16 protein-coding genes are annotated in these 16,354 nt (G+C 70.1%); 5 read left to right on the top strand and 11 right to left on the bottom strand.

Translation table 11 applies throughout. From position 1 onward, the window contains the following. Positions 1-34: 34 nt before the first annotated feature. The 6 genes from DBV35_RS07345 to DBV35_RS07370 form a co-directional block, all read right to left on the bottom strand. Positions 35-1,255 (bottom strand): M20 family metallopeptidase, encoded by a 1,221-nt coding sequence (locus DBV35_RS07345; RefSeq protein WP_108659526.1) that lies wholly within the window; start codon positions 1,253-1,255, stop codon positions 35-37. Then, positions 1,249-2,415 carry a M24 family metallopeptidase gene (locus DBV35_RS07350; protein ID WP_205648498.1) on the bottom strand — a complete coding sequence of 389 codons (1,167 nt, stop codon included), beginning with the start codon at positions 2,413-2,415 and terminating at the stop codon, positions 1,249-1,251. The genes DBV35_RS07345 and DBV35_RS07350 overlap by 7 nt, the downstream gene beginning before the upstream one ends. Further along, complete coding sequence (locus DBV35_RS07355) at positions 2,405-3,337, bottom strand: 2-hydroxyacid dehydrogenase (protein ID WP_205648499.1); 933 nt, start codon at positions 3,335-3,337, stop codon at positions 2,405-2,407. Before DBV35_RS07355 ends, DBV35_RS07350 begins: the two co-directional genes overlap by 11 nt. Next, positions 3,334-4,392 (bottom strand): ABC transporter ATP-binding protein, encoded by a 1,059-nt coding sequence (locus DBV35_RS07360; RefSeq protein ID WP_108659528.1) that lies wholly within the window; start codon positions 4,390-4,392, stop codon positions 3,334-3,336. Before DBV35_RS07360 ends, DBV35_RS07355 begins: the two co-directional genes overlap by 4 nt. Then, positions 4,389-6,083, bottom strand: a complete 1,695-nt coding sequence (locus DBV35_RS07365; protein WP_108659529.1) for an ABC transporter permease subunit — start codon at positions 6,081-6,083, stop codon at positions 4,389-4,391. Before DBV35_RS07365 ends, DBV35_RS07360 begins: the two co-directional genes overlap by 4 nt. Positions 6,084-6,144: 61 nt before the next feature. Continuing rightward, positions 6,145-7,257 carry an ABC transporter substrate-binding protein gene (locus tag DBV35_RS07370; protein WP_108659530.1) on the bottom strand — a complete coding sequence of 371 codons (1,113 nt, stop codon included), beginning with the start codon at positions 7,255-7,257 and terminating at the stop codon, positions 6,145-6,147. Between the two features lie 59 nt (positions 7,258-7,316). On the opposite strand from DBV35_RS07370, the gene DBV35_RS07375 reads away from it, so the two are divergent. Then, positions 7,317-8,234: a LysR family transcriptional regulator gene (locus DBV35_RS07375; protein ID WP_108659531.1), complete on the top strand. Its 918-nt coding sequence runs from the start codon at positions 7,317-7,319 to the stop codon at positions 8,232-8,234. 80 nt (positions 8,235-8,314) lie between these two features. Further along, a complete protein-coding gene (locus tag DBV35_RS07380; RefSeq protein ID WP_108659532.1) occupies positions 8,315-9,280 on the top strand; it encodes an NAD(P)H-dependent glycerol-3-phosphate dehydrogenase in 966 nt (321 codons plus the stop codon). 6 nt (positions 9,281-9,286) lie between these two features. Here the strand turns inward: DBV35_RS07380 and DBV35_RS07385 are convergent, their stop codons facing one another. Beyond that, positions 9,287-10,864 carry an FAD-dependent monooxygenase gene (locus DBV35_RS07385; RefSeq protein ID WP_108659533.1) on the bottom strand — a complete coding sequence of 526 codons (1,578 nt, stop codon included), beginning with the start codon at positions 10,862-10,864 and terminating at the stop codon, positions 9,287-9,289. Positions 10,865-11,082: 218 nt separating this feature from the next. Here DBV35_RS07385 and DBV35_RS07390 point away from each other — a divergent pair, with 218 nt between their 5' ends. Together DBV35_RS07390 and DBV35_RS07395 are read left to right on the top strand one after the other, a co-directional pair. Then, positions 11,083-11,541: a DUF4126 family protein gene (locus tag DBV35_RS07390; RefSeq protein WP_108659534.1), complete on the top strand. Its 459-nt coding sequence runs from the start codon at positions 11,083-11,085 to the stop codon at positions 11,539-11,541. Next, complete coding sequence (locus tag DBV35_RS07395) at positions 11,538-12,908, top strand: FAD-containing oxidoreductase (RefSeq protein ID WP_108659535.1); 1,371 nt, start codon at positions 11,538-11,540, stop codon at positions 12,906-12,908. Before DBV35_RS07390 ends, DBV35_RS07395 begins: the two co-directional genes overlap by 4 nt. 6 nt (positions 12,909-12,914) lie before the next feature. Here DBV35_RS07395 and DBV35_RS31005 read toward each other — a convergent pair whose 3' ends face one another. From DBV35_RS31005 to DBV35_RS07405, 3 genes are read right to left on the bottom strand one after another with little or no spacing between them, the layout of a single operon-like run. Beyond that, on the bottom strand, positions 12,915-13,217 hold the full coding sequence (locus DBV35_RS31005; protein WP_245943866.1) for a pyrroline-5-carboxylate reductase family protein: 303 nt from the start codon (positions 13,215-13,217) through the stop codon (positions 12,915-12,917). Then, the gene (locus DBV35_RS31010; protein WP_245943867.1) at positions 13,214-13,741 is read right to left on the bottom strand and encodes a pyrroline-5-carboxylate reductase family protein; all 528 of its coding nucleotides are present in this window, start codon (positions 13,739-13,741) and stop codon (positions 13,214-13,216) included. The genes DBV35_RS31005 and DBV35_RS31010 overlap by 4 nt, the downstream gene beginning before the upstream one ends. A 29-nt stretch (positions 13,742-13,770) precedes the next feature. Further along, positions 13,771-14,598 (bottom strand): class I SAM-dependent methyltransferase, encoded by an 828-nt coding sequence (locus DBV35_RS07405; RefSeq protein ID WP_108659536.1) that lies wholly within the window; start codon positions 14,596-14,598, stop codon positions 13,771-13,773. A gap of 243 nt (positions 14,599-14,841) precedes the next feature. On the opposite strand from DBV35_RS07405, the gene DBV35_RS07410 reads away from it, so the two are divergent. After that, positions 14,842-15,417 carry a DUF4202 domain-containing protein gene (locus DBV35_RS07410; RefSeq protein ID WP_108659537.1) on the top strand — a complete coding sequence of 192 codons (576 nt, stop codon included), beginning with the start codon at positions 14,842-14,844 and terminating at the stop codon, positions 15,415-15,417. Positions 15,418-15,489: 72 nt separating this feature from the next. Here DBV35_RS07410 and DBV35_RS07415 read toward each other — a convergent pair whose 3' ends face one another. Next, positions 15,490-16,344 carry a formate/nitrite transporter family protein gene (locus DBV35_RS07415; RefSeq protein WP_108659538.1) on the bottom strand — a complete coding sequence of 285 codons (855 nt, stop codon included), beginning with the start codon at positions 16,342-16,344 and terminating at the stop codon, positions 15,490-15,492. Between the last annotated feature and the right edge of the window lie 10 nt (positions 16,345-16,354).

Here is a 16,354-nt window from a genome sequence, read left to right on the forward strand (position 1 = left end):
ATCCAGATCATCCCGTGCTCGATAGAGCGCGGCTCTAGGCGGCTTCGCAGATCTCCAGGATGACGCGCATATAGATGCGGATCATGTCGAGATAGTCGGCGACGTCCACCCGCTCGTCCGGCATCGTGTTGTAGCGACCGCCGGGGCCGCACACGACGCCTTCCATGCCGAGCTCGGCATAGAAGTGGCCGGCGTCCGTGCCGTAGAAGCGGGCGGGGCCGACGGCGCCGGTCGGCTGCGGCGCGCCGCGCACCGCCTCATACGCCCGGTTCACCGCCTTCACGATCGGACTGTCGGGGGAGACCTCGAAGGCGGGCATCGCCGGTGCGTCGCCGCGCTGGCGCGGGGTGAGGGTGTATTCGAGGCCCGGAAAGCGCGTCGCGAGTCCGTCGAGCTCGGCGCGGATGTCGGCCGTCGCGCCGGCGAGCGTCTGGCCCGGCGCGAACCGCCCCGCCCCCTTCAGCACCACGACGTCGGCGACCTGCGGCGGGCGCCAGCCCTCCATCTGCGGCCCGAGCCCGCCCTGGATCACGCCGACATTGACGCGGTTGATGCTCTCATGGGTCGGCGAGCGGGCGCCGGAGAAGGTCATCGCGTTGAGGCGGGGGATGAGGTCGCACGCGGCCGCGATCGCGTCGACCGCCTCCTCGCGCTTCGACAGGTGCCGCGTGCGGCCCTTCAGTTCGATCGTGAACTGGTAGCCCTCGCCGTGCATCGTGAGGGCGGCGAGGTCGGTCGGCTCGGAGTTGACGAAATAGTCCGCCCGCACGCCCGCCTTGATGGCGTTCCAGGTGCCGATCCCGCCCTGCAATTCGCCGACGACAAAGGTGAGGATCACGTCCCCTTTCAGCCGAATGCCGGCCTCGATGAGGGTGCGGACGGCGCAGAAATAGGCCGCGTCCCCGGCCTTCATGTTCGAGACGCCGATGCCGTAGATGAACTCCGGCGTCACGAGCCCGCGATAGGGGTCGACGGTCCAGCCGGTCGTCACCGGGTTGGTGTCGAGATGGCCGTTGAAGAGGAGGCTCTTGCCTCCGCCCGTCCCGCGCCAGCGCCCGATCGCGTTGTGGCGCGCGCCGCCCTTGCCGTCGTCGAACGCCTGGTGCTCGGCCTCGATGCCGATTTCGGCGAGCGCGTCGACCATGGAGCACACGAGGCGTGCCTCGCCCTCGGTCTCCGAATGGCTCGGCTGACGCACCATCGCGCTCAGGAAGTCGAGGCAGCGCGCCTCGTCGATGTCGGGCAGGCTCAGCATTCGGTGAGGGTCCTCGGATAGAGGGTGAGGCGGCGCGGCCCGCTCTCCTCCACGAGCACGGTCTCGGAAAAGGCGAGACCGCCGGCCGAGCAGTAGATGTGGAAGACCATGCCGGGCTCCATCGGCCAGTCGGCCGCGGGCGTCAGCACCCGCGTGAAGTCGGAGGTGCGGATGGAGGAGAAGTGGAAGAAGCCGAGCGTGTAGCCGGTGGGGTTCACGTAGTCGGTCCTGAGGCCCGCCGCGATCAGCCCCTCGCGCACGATGGCGTCCACGTCGGCCCCGCGCGCCCCCGGCACCATCGCCGCGATCTGCCGGTCCTGCAGCGCCACGATGGTGCGCGCGTTGTCCTGCAGTGCCTCCGGGGCGGGGCCGATGATCGCCGGCCGCATGATGCGCGCGCCGTAGCCCATCACCGTCGGCACGAACTCAAGGTGGAGCATGTCGCCGGGGCCGAGCCCGTCCTCGTGCATGTGGCCGTGAAGGAAGCCCCAGCCATTGCCGGAGCGCGTCACCGGGCCGACGCGGCCATGGTCGGCGCCGTGCCGCAGGAAGGCCGCGCTCGCGATTCCGGCGATGTCGCGCTCGCTCATCCCGGTGCGGAAGGCGCCGAGCGTGTCGGCCATGGCGTTGTCGCACACCGCGGCGGCGCGCTCCAGGTAGCCGATCTCGGCCGACGACTTGTTGAGCCGCAGCGTGCGCACGACCCCGGTGAAGGGGGAAAAGCGCGCCTCGGGCAGGGCGGCCTGAAGCCGCGCGAAGAGGGCGAGCGTCATCGAATGGGAATCGTGGTCGATGCCGATCGCGCCCCGGTCGTGGCCCATCGCGCGGATCGCGGCCGCGGCCGCCGCGATCTGGTCCTCCCAGTCGACGGTCGGCACCCAGTCGCTGAGCCAGCTCCGCTCCAGGAACGGGTCCGCGTCGAGCCGGCGCACCACCATCACCGGGTCGCCGGTGATGGGGACGAGGCAGCCGCGCCAGACATTCTGCGAGATCGTGTAGCCGGTGAGGTAGTGGAGGCTCTCGGTGTCGTCGATGATGACGAGGTCGAGGCTCGCCGCCGCCATCGCCGCCCTCACGCGGGCGAGGCGGTCGCGGAACTCCGCCTCGCTGAAGAGGAGGGAGGGGCCGGGCCCGTCCCGCCGCTGGATCTCAGTAGCCACTCGCAAGGTCCACCTGGTTGAGGAGCGGCTTGCCCGCGCAGGCGCGGCGGATGTTCTCGGCGACCTGGTCGGCCGCCGTCGCGGGGGTGGTGCTCGCGGCGATGTGGGGCGTCACCGTCACGCTCGGGTGTGTCCAGAAGCGGCTGTCCTGCGGCAGCGGCTCGGTCGCGAAGACGTCGAGCGTCGCCCCGCCCACCTGGCCGCTGTCGAGCGCATCGAGGAGGGCGGCCTCGTCGACGACCGCCCCGCGGGCGATGTTGACGATCTTCGCCCCCCGCGGCAGCGCGGCGAAGGCCTCGGCGTCGAGCATCCCGCGCGTCGCCTCGGTGAGCGGCAGGATGCAGACGAGGATGTCGCTCTGGCCAAGGAAGGCCTTCATCTCGTCGGCACCGGCGAAGGTGGTGACGCCCTCGACCTCTTTCGGCCGCCGGCTCCAGCCGGAGACGGTGAAGCCGAGCGAGAGGAGCGTGCGGGCGATGTCGGTGCCGATCACGCCGAGCCCCATGATGCCGACGCGGCAGCGCGCGTTCAGCGGCGGGCGCTGATAGATCCACTCGCGCGTCTTCTGCCGTTCGGCGAAGGTCGCGAAGCCGCGATGGTAGCCGATCACCGCATGGAGGACGTAGGTCGCCATCAGCTGGTTGAGGGTCGGGTCGACCATGCGCGCGATCGGGATGTCGCGCGGCAGGTCCGGATCGTGGAAGAGCGTGTCCACGCCGACACCGAGATTGAGGATCGCCTTGAGGTTCGGATAGCGGCCGAACTCGCCGTGCGGGGCGCGCCACATGAGGGCGACGTCGACCGTGTCGGGGTCGCCGATCTCGGGCCACACGCGCATGTCGAGTTCGGGGATGCGCGCCAACAACTCGCGCCGCCAGTCCTCCACATTGTCCGGAAGACCCTTGAAGACGAACCCGATCACTGTGCTGTTTCCTTCCCTATGATGCGGCAGGTCTCGGCCTGCCATCCGACATTGACGCTCTCGCCGGGGGCGTAGCGCGGCGTTCCGGGCGCATCGGGGAGCCGCATGATCGCGGAGCCCGACGGCGCGTCGAGGAGGTATTTCGTGGCGTTGCCGAAGTAGATGCGCTGGGTGACGACCATCGGCTGCGCGTTGGCCGCCTCGCTCGGCGCGAGATGCTCGGGCCGAACCATCACGAGGCAGGGCGCGCCCGGCGAAAAATCGTGCGGGACATCGAGCATCTGGCCGCTCGCGAGGCGCACGCGCCCGTCCGGCGCGATCTCGGCCGGCCACAGATTGGCCTCGCCGATGAAGCTCGCGACGAACTCCGTCGCCGGGTCGCGATAGAGGACGTCCGGCGCCGCGATCTGGACGATCTTGCCCCGGTTGAGCACGGCGACGCGGTCGGAGATGGCGAGCGCCTCGTCCTGGTCGTGGGTGACGAAGAGCATCGTCGTGCCGAGCTCGCGGTGGATGCGCTGGAATTCGGCGAGCATCTCGCCGCGCAGATGCCGGTCGAGCGCGGAGAGCGGCTCGTCGAGGAGGAGGAGGGCCGGACGCGGGGCGAGTGCGCGGGCGAGCGCGACGCGCTGCTGCTGTCCGCCGGAGAGCTGCGCGGTGCTGCGGGCGGCCATCCCGTCGAGGCGCACCATCGCAAGCATCTCCGCGACCCGCGCGTCGATCTCCGCCCGCGGCCAGCGCAACGAACGAAGCGCGAAGGCGACGTTCTCCGCGACGCTGAGATGGGGGAAGAGCGCGTAGGACTGGAAGACGACGCCGATATCGCGCCGGTGGGCCGGCACGCGCGATTGCGGCTTGCCCTCGATATAGATCTCGCCGCTGCTGACGGTCTCGAACCCTGCGATCATGGACAGGATCGTGCTCTTGCCCGAGCCCGAGGGGCCGAGGAGCGTCAGGAGTTCGCCGCGCGCGAGTTCGAAGGAGGCGTCGGCGACGGCGCTGACCGGGCCGAAGCGCTTCCAGACATTGTCGAGGCGCAGGAGGGTGTCGCTCATCGCGTCGGCCCCCGCTTGGCGCGCTGTCCGAGGATGAACGGCACGAGCACGACCGCGACGGAGAGGAGGACGAGAAGGGAGGAGACGGCCGGGATGATCGGGCTGATCTCCTGGACGCTGTCCCACATGCGCTTGGGCAAGGTGCGCGTGTCGATGCCCGCCACGAAGATCGTGATCATGACCTCGTCGAAGGAGTGGAGGAAGGCGAAGAAGGCGGCGGTGATGGCGGACGGCGCGATGATCGGCAGCGTCACGCGGCGCAGCCGCGCGAGGGGCCCGGCTCTGAGGCTCGCGCCCGCCCGGTCGAGATTGGCGTCGAACCCGCGCAGCGCCGCGATGAGGACGACGAGCGCGATCGGCAGCGCCCCGATCGTGTGGCCGAGCGCGAGGCCCACATAGGTGCCGTTCATGCCGATGCGCGAGAGGAGGAAGAAGACGCTGATCGCGATGATGATCGAGGGCAGCACCAGCGGCGACATGATCACCGCGTAGACGGCGCTCACCCAGCGCGCCGAGGAGCGCGTGATCGCGAGCGCGGCGGGGATCGCGAGCGCCATCGTGAAGACCACCGTCATCAGCCCGACGATGAGGCTGTTGCGGAAGGCCTCCATCCAGCTGGGGTCCGACAGGATCGCCGCGTACCAGCGGAAGGAGAGCGCCTTCGGCGGGAATTGGAGGAAGGAGGTGCCGTTCAGCGAGAGCGGCAGCACGATGAGGATGGGCAGCGCCAGAAAGACGAGCGTCAGCGCGCCGATGAGATAGGGGAGCGCCGGCCAGAAGGGCTCCATCACCCGGTCGAGGATCGCGGTGATGCGCCAGTCGCGGACCTTATGCGTGCGCACGATCCCGGTGGACTTCTCCGCGACCATCGAGAAGCCGCCGAAGGCGCGCTGCATGAAGAAGAGGAGCGCGAAGGAGGTGGCGAGGAGCACCGCCGCGAGCGCCGAGGCGAAGCCCCAGTTGAGGAGGCCGACCTGCTGCTCGATCAGCATGGCGATCATCGTCTCGCGCGCCGAGCCGAGCATCGCGGGGGTGATGAAGAAGGCGAGCGCGGTGACGAAGACGAGGATGAAGGCCGAGCCGATCGCCGGATAGGTGAGGGGCAGGAAGACGCGGCGGAAGGCGGAGAAGCGGGCCGCGCGCAGCGAGCCCGCCGCCACCATCAGGCGCGGGTCGAGCGCGCGCATCGTGTTGAAGAGGATCAGCACCATGTACGGCAGGAGGACGTGCACGGAGGCGATGATCACGCCCGTCCGGTTGTAGATGAGGCGGACCGGCGCGTCAGTGAGGCCGAGCGCGCGCAGCGTCACGTTCACGACGCCGTTGTTCCCCAGCATGAAGATCCACGCATAGTTCCGCACGAGGACGCCGGTGAAGAAGGGCACGAGCACCAGGATCATCAGGATCCCGGCGAGCCGGGGCGGCACCAAGGCGAGGAGATAGGCGAGCGGATAGCCGAGAATGAGCGCGATGACGCTGATCGTGAAGGCTATCTCGAAGGTGTTGAGGAGGACGCGCAGATAGAGCGGCGTGCTCGCGAGGCGCAGATAGTGCGACAGCGTCGGCTCGGGCTCGGTCACGCTGAGGCGCAGCACGTCGGCGAGCGGCAGGACGTAGATCGCGATGATGAAGACGAGCACCGGCAGGATGAGGAGGGCCGGGCCGAAGCGGGGGCGGGAGAGGTTCATCATGCGCCGGTTGCCGGACCGGGAGGGATGGCTCGCATCCTCCCGGCCTTGCGATGGGTGAGGACTATTGGAGCGTCGCGCCGAGGCAGGCCTCGGACCAGGCGTCGCGGTTCTCGGTCCACCACGCCTCGTCCTTGCGATACATCTGCGCCATGTGGTCGGGGTTCGTCGGCATCTTGGCGGCCGTCTCCTCGTCGAGGAGGGCGAAGGCGTCCGGGTTGGTCGGCGCCATCGCGGAGGCCTTGGCGAACGCGGCCTGCTTCTCCGGTGCGATCGTCGAGGCGACGAAATCCATCGCGTTGGCAAGGTTCGGCGCGTTCTTCAGGATGTACCAGGCGTCGTAAGTCCACTGGCCGCCATTCCAGACGATCTCGACCGGGGCGCCCTCGTCCTTCAGCGTCTGGATGCGGTTGGTCGGCGCCATCGCCATCACCACCTCGCCCGAGGCGAGCATCTGGCCGGGCTGGCTGGCGTTCGTCCACCACACGACGTTCGGCGCGAGTTCCTTCAGCTTTTCCGCCGCGCGGTCGATGTCGAGCGGGTAGAGCGCGTCCATCGCCACGCCGTCGGCGAGGAGGGCGGCCTCCGGCACCGGGCGCGAGGCCGAGCCGCAGGCCGCGATCGCGCGCAGGCCCGGAAATTTCTCGAAGTCCCAGAAATCGGCCCAGGACTGGGGCTGCGGGCCCCCCTCGGGGAAGGCGGCGGTCGAGAAGCTCATGCCGTGCGCGTAGACGTAGGCGGCAAGGCCGTGCTCGAGCTTCATCTCGTCCGGGATCTTGGCGAGCGCGTCCTGATCGAACACCGAATAGTCGATCGGCGCCCACAGGTTCTGGCCCTCGCCGATGAGGTAGAAGGCGAGGTTGGTCGCGGTCATGTCGTAGGCGGGGGAGCCCGATTCCACCTCGGCGCGCGAGCGCTGGATGTCGGGCCCGGTGTCCTCGCGTACGGTGACGCCCGCGGCCTCGGCGAACGGGGCGAAGAAGACCTGGCGCATCTGGTCGGCGAGGCTGCCGCCCCACGTGACGATCACGAGATCGTCCGTCTTGTCCTGCGCCATGGTCGGGCCAACGAGCGCGGCGGCGAAGCCGACGCCCATGATCGTCGCGCGGAGAAGCGAGGCGCGCCGCGCACGCACCCTGTGGTTCGACATCCGACACACCTTTTTGCTGAGGCTCATCGCGGTATCCAAGCGATCGCTGGTTGATAAGTCCAATAAAAAAGTGTCACGCTATTTATATGAAAAACGATATCAAAGACCGGCTCGTCTCTTCGCAGATCCGCTGCTTTCTGGCGCTCGCGCGGCACCTGCATTTCGGGCGCGCGGCGGCCGAGCTCGGCATGGCGCAGCCGGGTCTCAGCCAGATCATCCGGCGGCTTGAGGAGGATGTCGGCACCGAGCTCTTCACGCGCACGACGCGCAATGTGGAGCTGACCCCCTCCGGCCAGGCCTTCCTGCTCCACGCGGAGCGGGCGGCGAACGAGTCGGGCCGCGCGGCCGACCTTGCGCGCATCTTCGCACGCGGCGGCACCGGGCGACTGCGGATCGGCTTCATCCAGCCCGCGATGTATGGCCGCCTCCCGGCCGCCATCGCCTCGATGCGGCGCGATCATCCCGACGTGGATCTCGACCTCATCCACATGTCCTCGACCGAGATCGCTGCGGGGCTCATCGCGGGCCGGCTCGATCTCGGCCTGATCCGCCCGCCGATCAACACGCGCGGCCTCAGGATCGGCACGATCGCGCGCGAGGGGTTCGCGGCGGTGCTGCGCCCGGACCATCCGAAGGTCGATGCGAAGCGGCTGACCGTGCGCGATTTCGCCGACGAGCGCTTCGTCTATTTCCGCTCCTCCGAGAATGACAGCTTTCCAGAGCAGGTGGCGATCAGCTGCCGCCTCAACGGCTTCGCGCCGAATTTCGTCGCGCAGACCACCAGCGTCGCCGCGACCCTCACCCTGGTGATCGCCGGGATGGGCATTGCCATCATGCCGCGCTGGACGCGCAATGTCGCGGGCACCGGCCTCGTCTTCCGCCCGCTGGACGACATGCCGACGATCGTCGAATTGTCCCACGCGCGGGCTGATGACGCGGCCGAGGATGCGCTCGCGGAAGCCTTCATCGACCGGTTGACCGAAGCGGGGGCGGCTGCGCCATAGGGCCGCGCGCGCTGGCAATCGCCGGGCGGGGTTCCTCAATTCGTTGGGTGGCCGCGGTGGCGGCGGTGAGGGGAGTTCGGATGAACGATATCTCGGTCCTCGGCGCAGGGGCGTTCGGCACGGCCCTCGCGATCGCCCTCTCGCACCACGGCAACCGCGTGCGCCTCTGGGCGCGAGACGGTGCGGTCGCAGAGGCGATGGCGGCCGAGCGCGTGAACGCGCGCCGCCTGCCGGACGCGCCCTTTCCCGACACGCTCGCCGTGACGGACGATCTCAACGAGGCTGTCGCGGCCGAGACGCTCCTCCTCGCGGTGCCGATGCAGGCGCTGGGCGGCCTCCTCGCCACGGTCCGCCCCGCGGACGGGACGGCGCTCGTCGCGTGCTGCAAGGGGGTGGACCTTTCGACCGGGCTCGGGCCGACGGGGGTGATCGCGGCGGCGGCGCCGGGCGCGGTCGCGGCCGTCCTCACGGGGCCGAGCTTTGCGAGCGACATCGCCCATCGCCTGCCGACCGCGCTGACGCTCGCCTGCGCCGACGCCACCGTCGGCACGCGCCTCCAGCACAGCCTGTCCACCTCCGTCCTGCGCCTCTATCTCAGCCGCGACACCGCCGGGGCAGAGCTCGGCGGGGCGCTGAAGAATGTCGTGGCGCTCGCGGCGGGGATCACGATGGGTGCGGGTTTCGGCGAGAGCGCGCGCGCGGCGATCATCACGCGCGGCTTCGCCGAGATGCTGCGCTTTGCAGAGACGACGGCGGCCGATCCGGACACGTTGCGCGGGCTCTCGGGGTTCGGCGACCTGACGCTGACGGCGACCTCTGAGAAGTCGCGCAACTACACGACCGGCCTCGCCCTCGGCCGCGGCGAGCCGGTACCGGCCGGCAAGACGATCGAGGGGATCGCGACCGCGCAGGCGGTGGCCCGGCTCGCGGCCAAGCGCGGCGTTCCGATGCCGCTCACCGCGATGGTGGTGGCGGTGACGCGCGGCGAGGTCTCGGTGGAGGAGGCGGGGGCCGCGCTCCTCGCCCGGCCCCTCAAGGAGGAGTGAGGCCGCTCAGAGCGGCGCTGCGACGCGGTCGAGCGCGGCTGACAGCCCTTCCGGCGAGGCGTCCCCGCTCACCCAGCCGAGATAGCCGTCCGGCCGCACGAGCCAGGCCATGCCGGGGCGGGCGGCGTAGGCTTCCCCGAACTCGCCCGCGCTGTCGGCGAGGATCGGCAGCGGGTCGTTGCCCATGAGCGCGCATTCGGCCGGGGCGATCGCGTAGGCGGCCGCCGCCGTGCCGAGCCGGTCGCGCAGGTGCGCGGCCATCGCGGCGAGCCTGTCGACCCCGCCCGCATCCGCGCCGATTGCGCCGAGGAGGACGTGGCGTCCGCGGCCGAAGCGTTCGTGAAGGCGGAAGGGGCGCTGCACATATTCGCGCGTCAGTCCGCCCGCGTTCGGGGCGCGGTCGCCGGCGGCGAGTTCCGCCTCGGCGGCGTCCGCCCGGTCGTCCGCCACGATGGGGCTGTCGCGATAGCCGACGAGCAGCTGCGTCTCGCGCATCCCCGGCGTCGGCGCCTTGCGGGCGAAGACGGCGCTCAGCGCCCGGCTCGTGCTCTCCACGACATCGAGCCCGACCGCTTGCCGCTCCGCCGAGTAGCTCGCGAGGAGACCGGGCGCGGCGACGCCCTTCAAGGCGAGGGCGAGCTTCCAGGCGAGATTGTGCGCGTCCTGGAGGCCGGTGTTCATGCCGAGACCGCCGACCGGCGGGTGGATGTGCGCGGCGTCCCCCGCGATGAAGGCCCGCCCGCGCCCATATTCGGGCACGATGCGGTGGCTCACATGGTAGACGGACGACCAGTGGAGGTTGGAGAGGCCCGTCCCTTTCGGCAGGTACGGGAGGAGCATCGCCTTCAGTTCCTCGAGCGTCGGCGGCGGGTCGCCCGAGGGGGGCTCCGCGCCCGCCGGAAGGGTCGAGGACAGGCGGTAGCGCTTCGGAGAGCCCGCGACCGGGACGGCGGCGAGCGTCACCCCCGTCGCGCTGTCGCCGAAGCGGTAGAAGCGGCCGCGGGTGAGATCCCAGTCGACCTCCAGGTCGCCGAGCACGAAGGTCTGCGGATATTTCTCGCCCTCGAAGGCGATGCCGAGGGTCGAACGCACCTTGCTGTGCGCCCCGTCGCACCCGACGATGTAGCGGCATCCGACGGTGTGCCGCGCGCCGTCGGGACCGATGAGCGTCGCCTCGATCCCGTCCGCCGTCTCGGTGAAGGTGTCGAGCGCCGTCCCGTATTGGACGCGGCCGCCGTGGGTGTGGAGGCAGTTCTCCAGGATGCGCTCGGTCTCGAACTGGGCGAGCGCGAGGCTGCCGAAGGGGAGGCCGGGCGGGATGTCGAACGACATCGTCTCCGTGAGGTCGTCGAAATTGTTGAGCCCGCGCAGCCAGATGCCGTGGTCGATCGCCTCGTGGGCGATGCCGAGATCCTCGAAGATCTCCAGCGTGCGCGCGGTGATCCCGAGCGCCTTGCTGAAGAAGGCACGCTCGCCCATCTGGTCGACGATCATCGTGTCGATGCCGGCGCGCGTCAGCTCTGTCGCGAGGAAAAGGCCGACCGGCCCCGCACCGACGACCAGCACCTCAGCAGCATTCTTCATCGCGACCGTCTCCGCATGCCGATGACAGGACGATGGATACCCCGCGTGATCCCGCCGCGACAGCACCAAAAATGTCGGGATTCGTCGCGATCGGCGGGGCGGCATCGCGATCGCTCTGATTTTTCTGCAATTTTTTCGCGTAAGCCGCGCATCAAATCTTTCGTTTTTCGACAATTGCGCGCCCTATTGGCCCGTCGCACTCCAGCGGGCAGACATCGATGACGATCGTGATCGCGCTTCTTCTGGGCATCGTGGCCGGCTTGCGGGCGATGACCCCGCTCGCGGCCGTCAGCTGGGCGGCGGCGACGGGGCAGCTCGCTCTCGCCGGCACCTCACTGCAGTTTCTGGGTGCGGCGGTGACGCCTTGGATCACCTCGCTCCTCGCCCTCGCCGAGCTCGTCACCGACCAGCTCCCCTTCACGCCGAGCCGCAAGGTGCCGATGCAGTTCGGCACGCGCATCGTGGTCGGCGCGCTCGTCGGCGCGGCGGTCACGCTGCCGTCGGGCGGGTGGATCGCCGGAGCGGTTGCGGGCGTCGTCGGCGCCGTCGCCGGGACCTATGGCGGCGCGGCGGCCCGTGCGGCGATGGCGCGCCATTTCGGCCGCGACCGCCCCGCCGCGTTCATCGAGGACGCGGTGGCGATCGCGCTGGCGGCCCTCGCGGTTCTCGCGTTGTGAAGGTGGACGCGATCGTCATCGGCGCGGGGCAGGCGGGGCCCACCGTCGCCGCCCGTCTCGCCGGGGCCGGCAAGCGTGTCGTCCTCATCGAGCGCGCGGCGCTCGGGGGCACCTGCGTCAACACCGGCTGCACGCCCACGAAAGCGATGGTGGCGAGCGCCTACGCGGCCCATCTCGCCCGCCGCGCCGCCGATTTCGGGGTGAGCGCCGGGCCGGTCGGCGTCGACCTCGCGGCCGTCGTCGCACGCAAGGATCGGGTGGTCGCCCGCTCGCGCGACGGGCTCGAAGACTGGCTCGGCGCGACCGAGGGGCTTACCCTGAAGCGCGGCCACGCCCGCTTCGTGGCGGCGGATGCGGTGGAGGTCGCGGGCGAGCGGATCGAGGCGCCGCTCATCGTCCTCAATGTCGGCGGCCGTCCCTCCATGCCGGATTTTCCGGGCGTCGCCGACGTCGCGTCGCTGAACTCCTCGACGATCCTCGACCTCTCGACGCTGCCCCGGCATCTGGTGGTGGTCGGTGGGAGCTATGTCGGGCTGGAATTCGCGCAGATGTTCCGCCGCTTCGGCGCAGCGGTCACCATCGTGGAGCGCGCCCCGCGCCTCGTTGCGCGCGAGGACGAGGCGACCTCGGAAGCGCTCGCCGCGATCCTGCGGGAAGAAGGCATCACGGTGCGCACCGGGGCCGACTGCATCGCCCTCGCACCCCATCCGGACGGGGTCAACGTCCACGTCTCCTGTACGGAGGGCGCGCCGGAGGTGGTGGGCAGCCACGTCCTCCTCGCGGTCGGGCGGGTGCCGAACACGGACGATCTCGGCCTCCCGGCGGCGGGTGTCGCGACCGACGCGCGCGGCTTCATCACCGTCGACGACCGCCTCCAGACCAACGTCCCCGGCATCTATGCGCTCGGTGACTGCAACGGGCGCGGCGCCTTCACCCACACCGCCTACAATGACGGCGAGATCCTCACCGACAATCTCCTTTCGGGCGACGACCGCAAGGTGAGCGACCGGATCCCCGCCTATGCGCTCTACACCGACCCGCCGCTCGGCCGCGTCGGCCTCTCGGTCGCCGAGGCGAAGGCGGCGGGGCATCGCGTCCTCGTCGGCGAGCGGCCGATGACGCGCGTCGCGCGCGCGGTGGAGAAGGGGGAGACGGCCGGCTTCATGAAGGTCGTCGTCGATGCCGACAGCGGGCGGATCCTCGGCGCGGCGCTCCTCGGCGTTGGCGCGGACGAGGCGGTCCACGCGATCCTCGCCGCGATGGCGGGAGGGCTCGACGCGAGGGGCCTCGCGCGCACCGTCTTCATCCATCCGACCGTGTCGGAGCTGATCCCGACCATCCTCGGCGAGTTGAAGCCCGTCGCCTGAGCCGCCTCACGCGCCGGGCGCGATCGCCCGTGCCTTCTGCGTCGCGGCGTCGAGGCCCTCGGCGACCGCCGCCTCGATCGGCGAGGCGCGCATCGCGAGGAGGCCGGCCGCCGTGGTGCCGGCATATCGGATCATCGCCTCGACATACTCGGCGGGGCTCTCCGGCGTCGTCGCGAGGAGCGCGCCGCTCCCGCGGAAGAGCTGGCGCACGGCCCGCTCGGCGACATCCGGCGCGACCCCCTCCCGCCGCGCATAGGCGGCCATGCATTCGGCGAAGTAGGCGACGAAGCCCGGCACCGGGCCGGTCATCGCGGTGAAGACGTCGATCTGCGCCTCGTCCGGGAGGATTTCGGTCGTGCCGATCGCCTCGAAGAGGGTGCGCGCGAGGGCAATGTCGGCGGCGGTCGCGCGGGGGCGGCGAAGAAGGGGGAGTAGGCGAGGCCGATCTCGGCGGCAGGGCTCGACATCGCGCGGATCACCCGCGCGGCTCCGGTGATCTCGGCGAGGCGTTCCACGGAGACGCCCGCCATCACCGAGAGGACGAGCCTGTCCGCCGCCGGCACGCGGAGCCCCGCCGTCGCGGCGGGCGGCAGCGCGAAGAGGACCGCGTCCGCCATCGCGGCCGCGGCGGCGAGGTCGGTCGTGACCCGGACGCCGGCGTCGGCGGGCACGCCCTCGGCACGGCCGCTACGGTTGGCGAGGACGAGGCGCTCGGGCGGGAGGACGGCGCAGGAGAGGAGGCGCCTTGCGATGGCGCCGCCGAGCGCGCCTGATCCGAGGATCGCGAGCGTCGCGTCGAGGCGGCCGGCCAGCGCCGCTGTGTCATGAGGCATGGGGGCTCAGTTCGGGCTTGCGGGGCGGATCACGGGGCCTGCAGGATCAGCTCGGTCGGGGCAACACGCCCGGCGGTGATGTTCGCCACCATGTTCTTCAATTTCTGCGGCCCCGTCTCGCCGATGAGGAGATGGGTGCCGAGGACCGGTGCGCCCTGCGCCTCCATCCGCGCGCGCTGCTCGGCGAAGAAGTCGAGTGCGATGGGGGTGCGGTCCTCGCTGGACAATTCGCGAAGGCCCGCATGCTTCGCCGCCGCGCGATACTCCTCGAGGGGCGCGAGGAAGGAGGTGTCGGGCGTCTCGGCCCAGGGGACCGGGAATTCGATGGGGTCCGGCCCGGTCTTCATCACGTCGTAGACGGCGAAGATGCCGCCCGGCTTCAAGACGCGCGCGGCCTCGGCCATGACGGCCTCCTTGTCGGGGATGTTCATGCCGACATGGAGGAGGAGGGCGAGATCGAACGTCTCGTCGTTGAAGGGGAGCTCCGTCGCGCTCCCGACCTCGTAGCGCGTGCGGTCGGCGAGGCCGACGAGGGCGGAGAGGGCGCGCGCGGTGTCGACGAACTCGGGCGTGAGGTCGACCCCCGTCACCATCGCCCCGGTTTCGCCCGCGATGAAGCGGGCCGTGCCGCCGATGCCCGAGCCGATGTCGAGCACCCGCGTCTCCTGCGAGACGTTGAGCTTGTGCAGAAGGTTTTGCGTCGCCGCGACCCCGCCAATATGGAACTCGTCGACCGTCTTCAGATCCTCGGCCGTGACGGCGTTCTCCTCGATGCCCATCGTTTGGAGCGCGGCGAGGATGCGCTCCATCAGCCGTCCGCTCGTATAATGGTTCGCCACCGACGCATCGAGATTCATCGGAGAGCCTCCTCTTCAACGAATGCGAAATCCTACCACGCCGGGCCCGGCAATTCTGGTATTTCTCGCGGCGCGCGGCAGGCGACCGCGATCCCGGCCGCACCGAAGCTTTGCCCGCGGGGCCGGCGGAGCGGTACGCGCCTTGCAGATCGGGGATGCAACGCAAGGAGGCGAGGTGCCCAACATGATCTTCGAACCGTCCCGATCGGACCGGGCGCGCCACCGGCCGGCCGGAGCCCAGCCATGAGCGCGCGCTTCGAGGCGGTGATTGCGGGGATCGACGCCGCCAACGCCGCCGATCCCTCGCGCGACGCCGCGACGGGCGAGCCCGCCGCGCTTCTCTACGGGCAGCGCATGTCGCAGGAGCTCGACCGCCTCGCCCCCGACGCGTCCGAGGCGCTGAAGATCGCCGCGCGCGGGCAGCACATCGAGCGGTGGAAGAGCCCGCGCGAGTCCTATCCTGAGGGGCGGGAGGGCTATCTCGCCTGGCGCACCGACCTTGCGAAATTCCACGCCGGCCAGGTGACGGCGCTCATGGAGGCGGCGGGCTACGATGCGGCGGAATGCGAGGCGGCGGCGACGCTCCTGCGCAAGGAGAACATCAAGTCGAACCCCGACATGCAGACGCTGGAGGACGTGATCTGCTTCGTCTTCGTGCGCCACTATCTGGCGGACTTCATGCCGAAACATTCGGACGAGGACCTGAAGCGCATTCTGTCGAAAACGGCGCGGAAGATGTCGCGCGAGGCGCGGCAGCGGATGGCGGAGGAGTTCGACCTCCCGGCCGATCTCGCTCCGGCCCTCGCGCGCCCGGCCTGAGGGCCCAGCAGGCAAAGAAAAGCCCCCGCCGGGCTGGGCGGGGGCTTCTGTGTCCCGGACGGGATGCCGGGCCTATTCGGCGGCGACCATCGTGAGGCCGCGCGCCTCGCTCGCCTCGGACGGGCGGCGGGGGGCGGACGTCTTGTAGTGCGTCCCGTAGATCATGGCGCCGACGAAGGTGAGGCCGCCGACGAGGTTGCCGATCACGGTCGGGATCTCGTTCCAGAGGAAGTAGTCGCCCCAGGTGAAGTTCGCGCCGAGAAGAAGGCCGGACGGGAACAGGAACATGTTCACGATCGAGTGCTCGAATCCGAGATAGAAGAACACCAGGATCGGCATCCACATGGCGATGACCTTGCCCGAGACGGAGGTCGACATCATCGCGGCGACGACGCCGGTCGACACCATCCAGTTGCACATCACGGCGCGGACGAAGAGCGTCAGCATCCCGGACCAGCCCGCCGCGGCGTAGCCGAGCGTGCGCGCCTCGCCGATATGGCCGATCTTCTGGCCGACCGCGTTCGGCGCTTCGCTGAAGCCGGTGGTGAAGATGATCGCCATGAAGACCGCGACCGTCATCGCGCCGGCGAAGTTGCCGACGAAGACGAGGCCCCAGTTGCGCAGGACGCCGCGCACGGTGACGCCGGGGCGCCGGTCGAGGAGGGCGAGCGGACAGAGCGTGAAGACGCCGGTGAGAAGGTCGAAGCCGAGAAGGTAGAGCGTGCAGAAGCCCACCGGGAAGAGGAGGGCGCCGATGAGGAAGTTGCCGGTGTTGACGGCGACCGTCACCGCGAAGGCCGCGGCGAGGGCCAGGATCGCGCCCGCCATGTAGGCGCGGATCAGGGTGTCCTTGGTGGACATGAAGATCTTCTGTTCGCCCACGTCGACCATCTTCGACGCGAACTCCGAGGGCTGGACGTACGACATTTCAGCGTTC

It is taken from the genome of Acuticoccus kandeliae, from assembly GCF_003073115.1.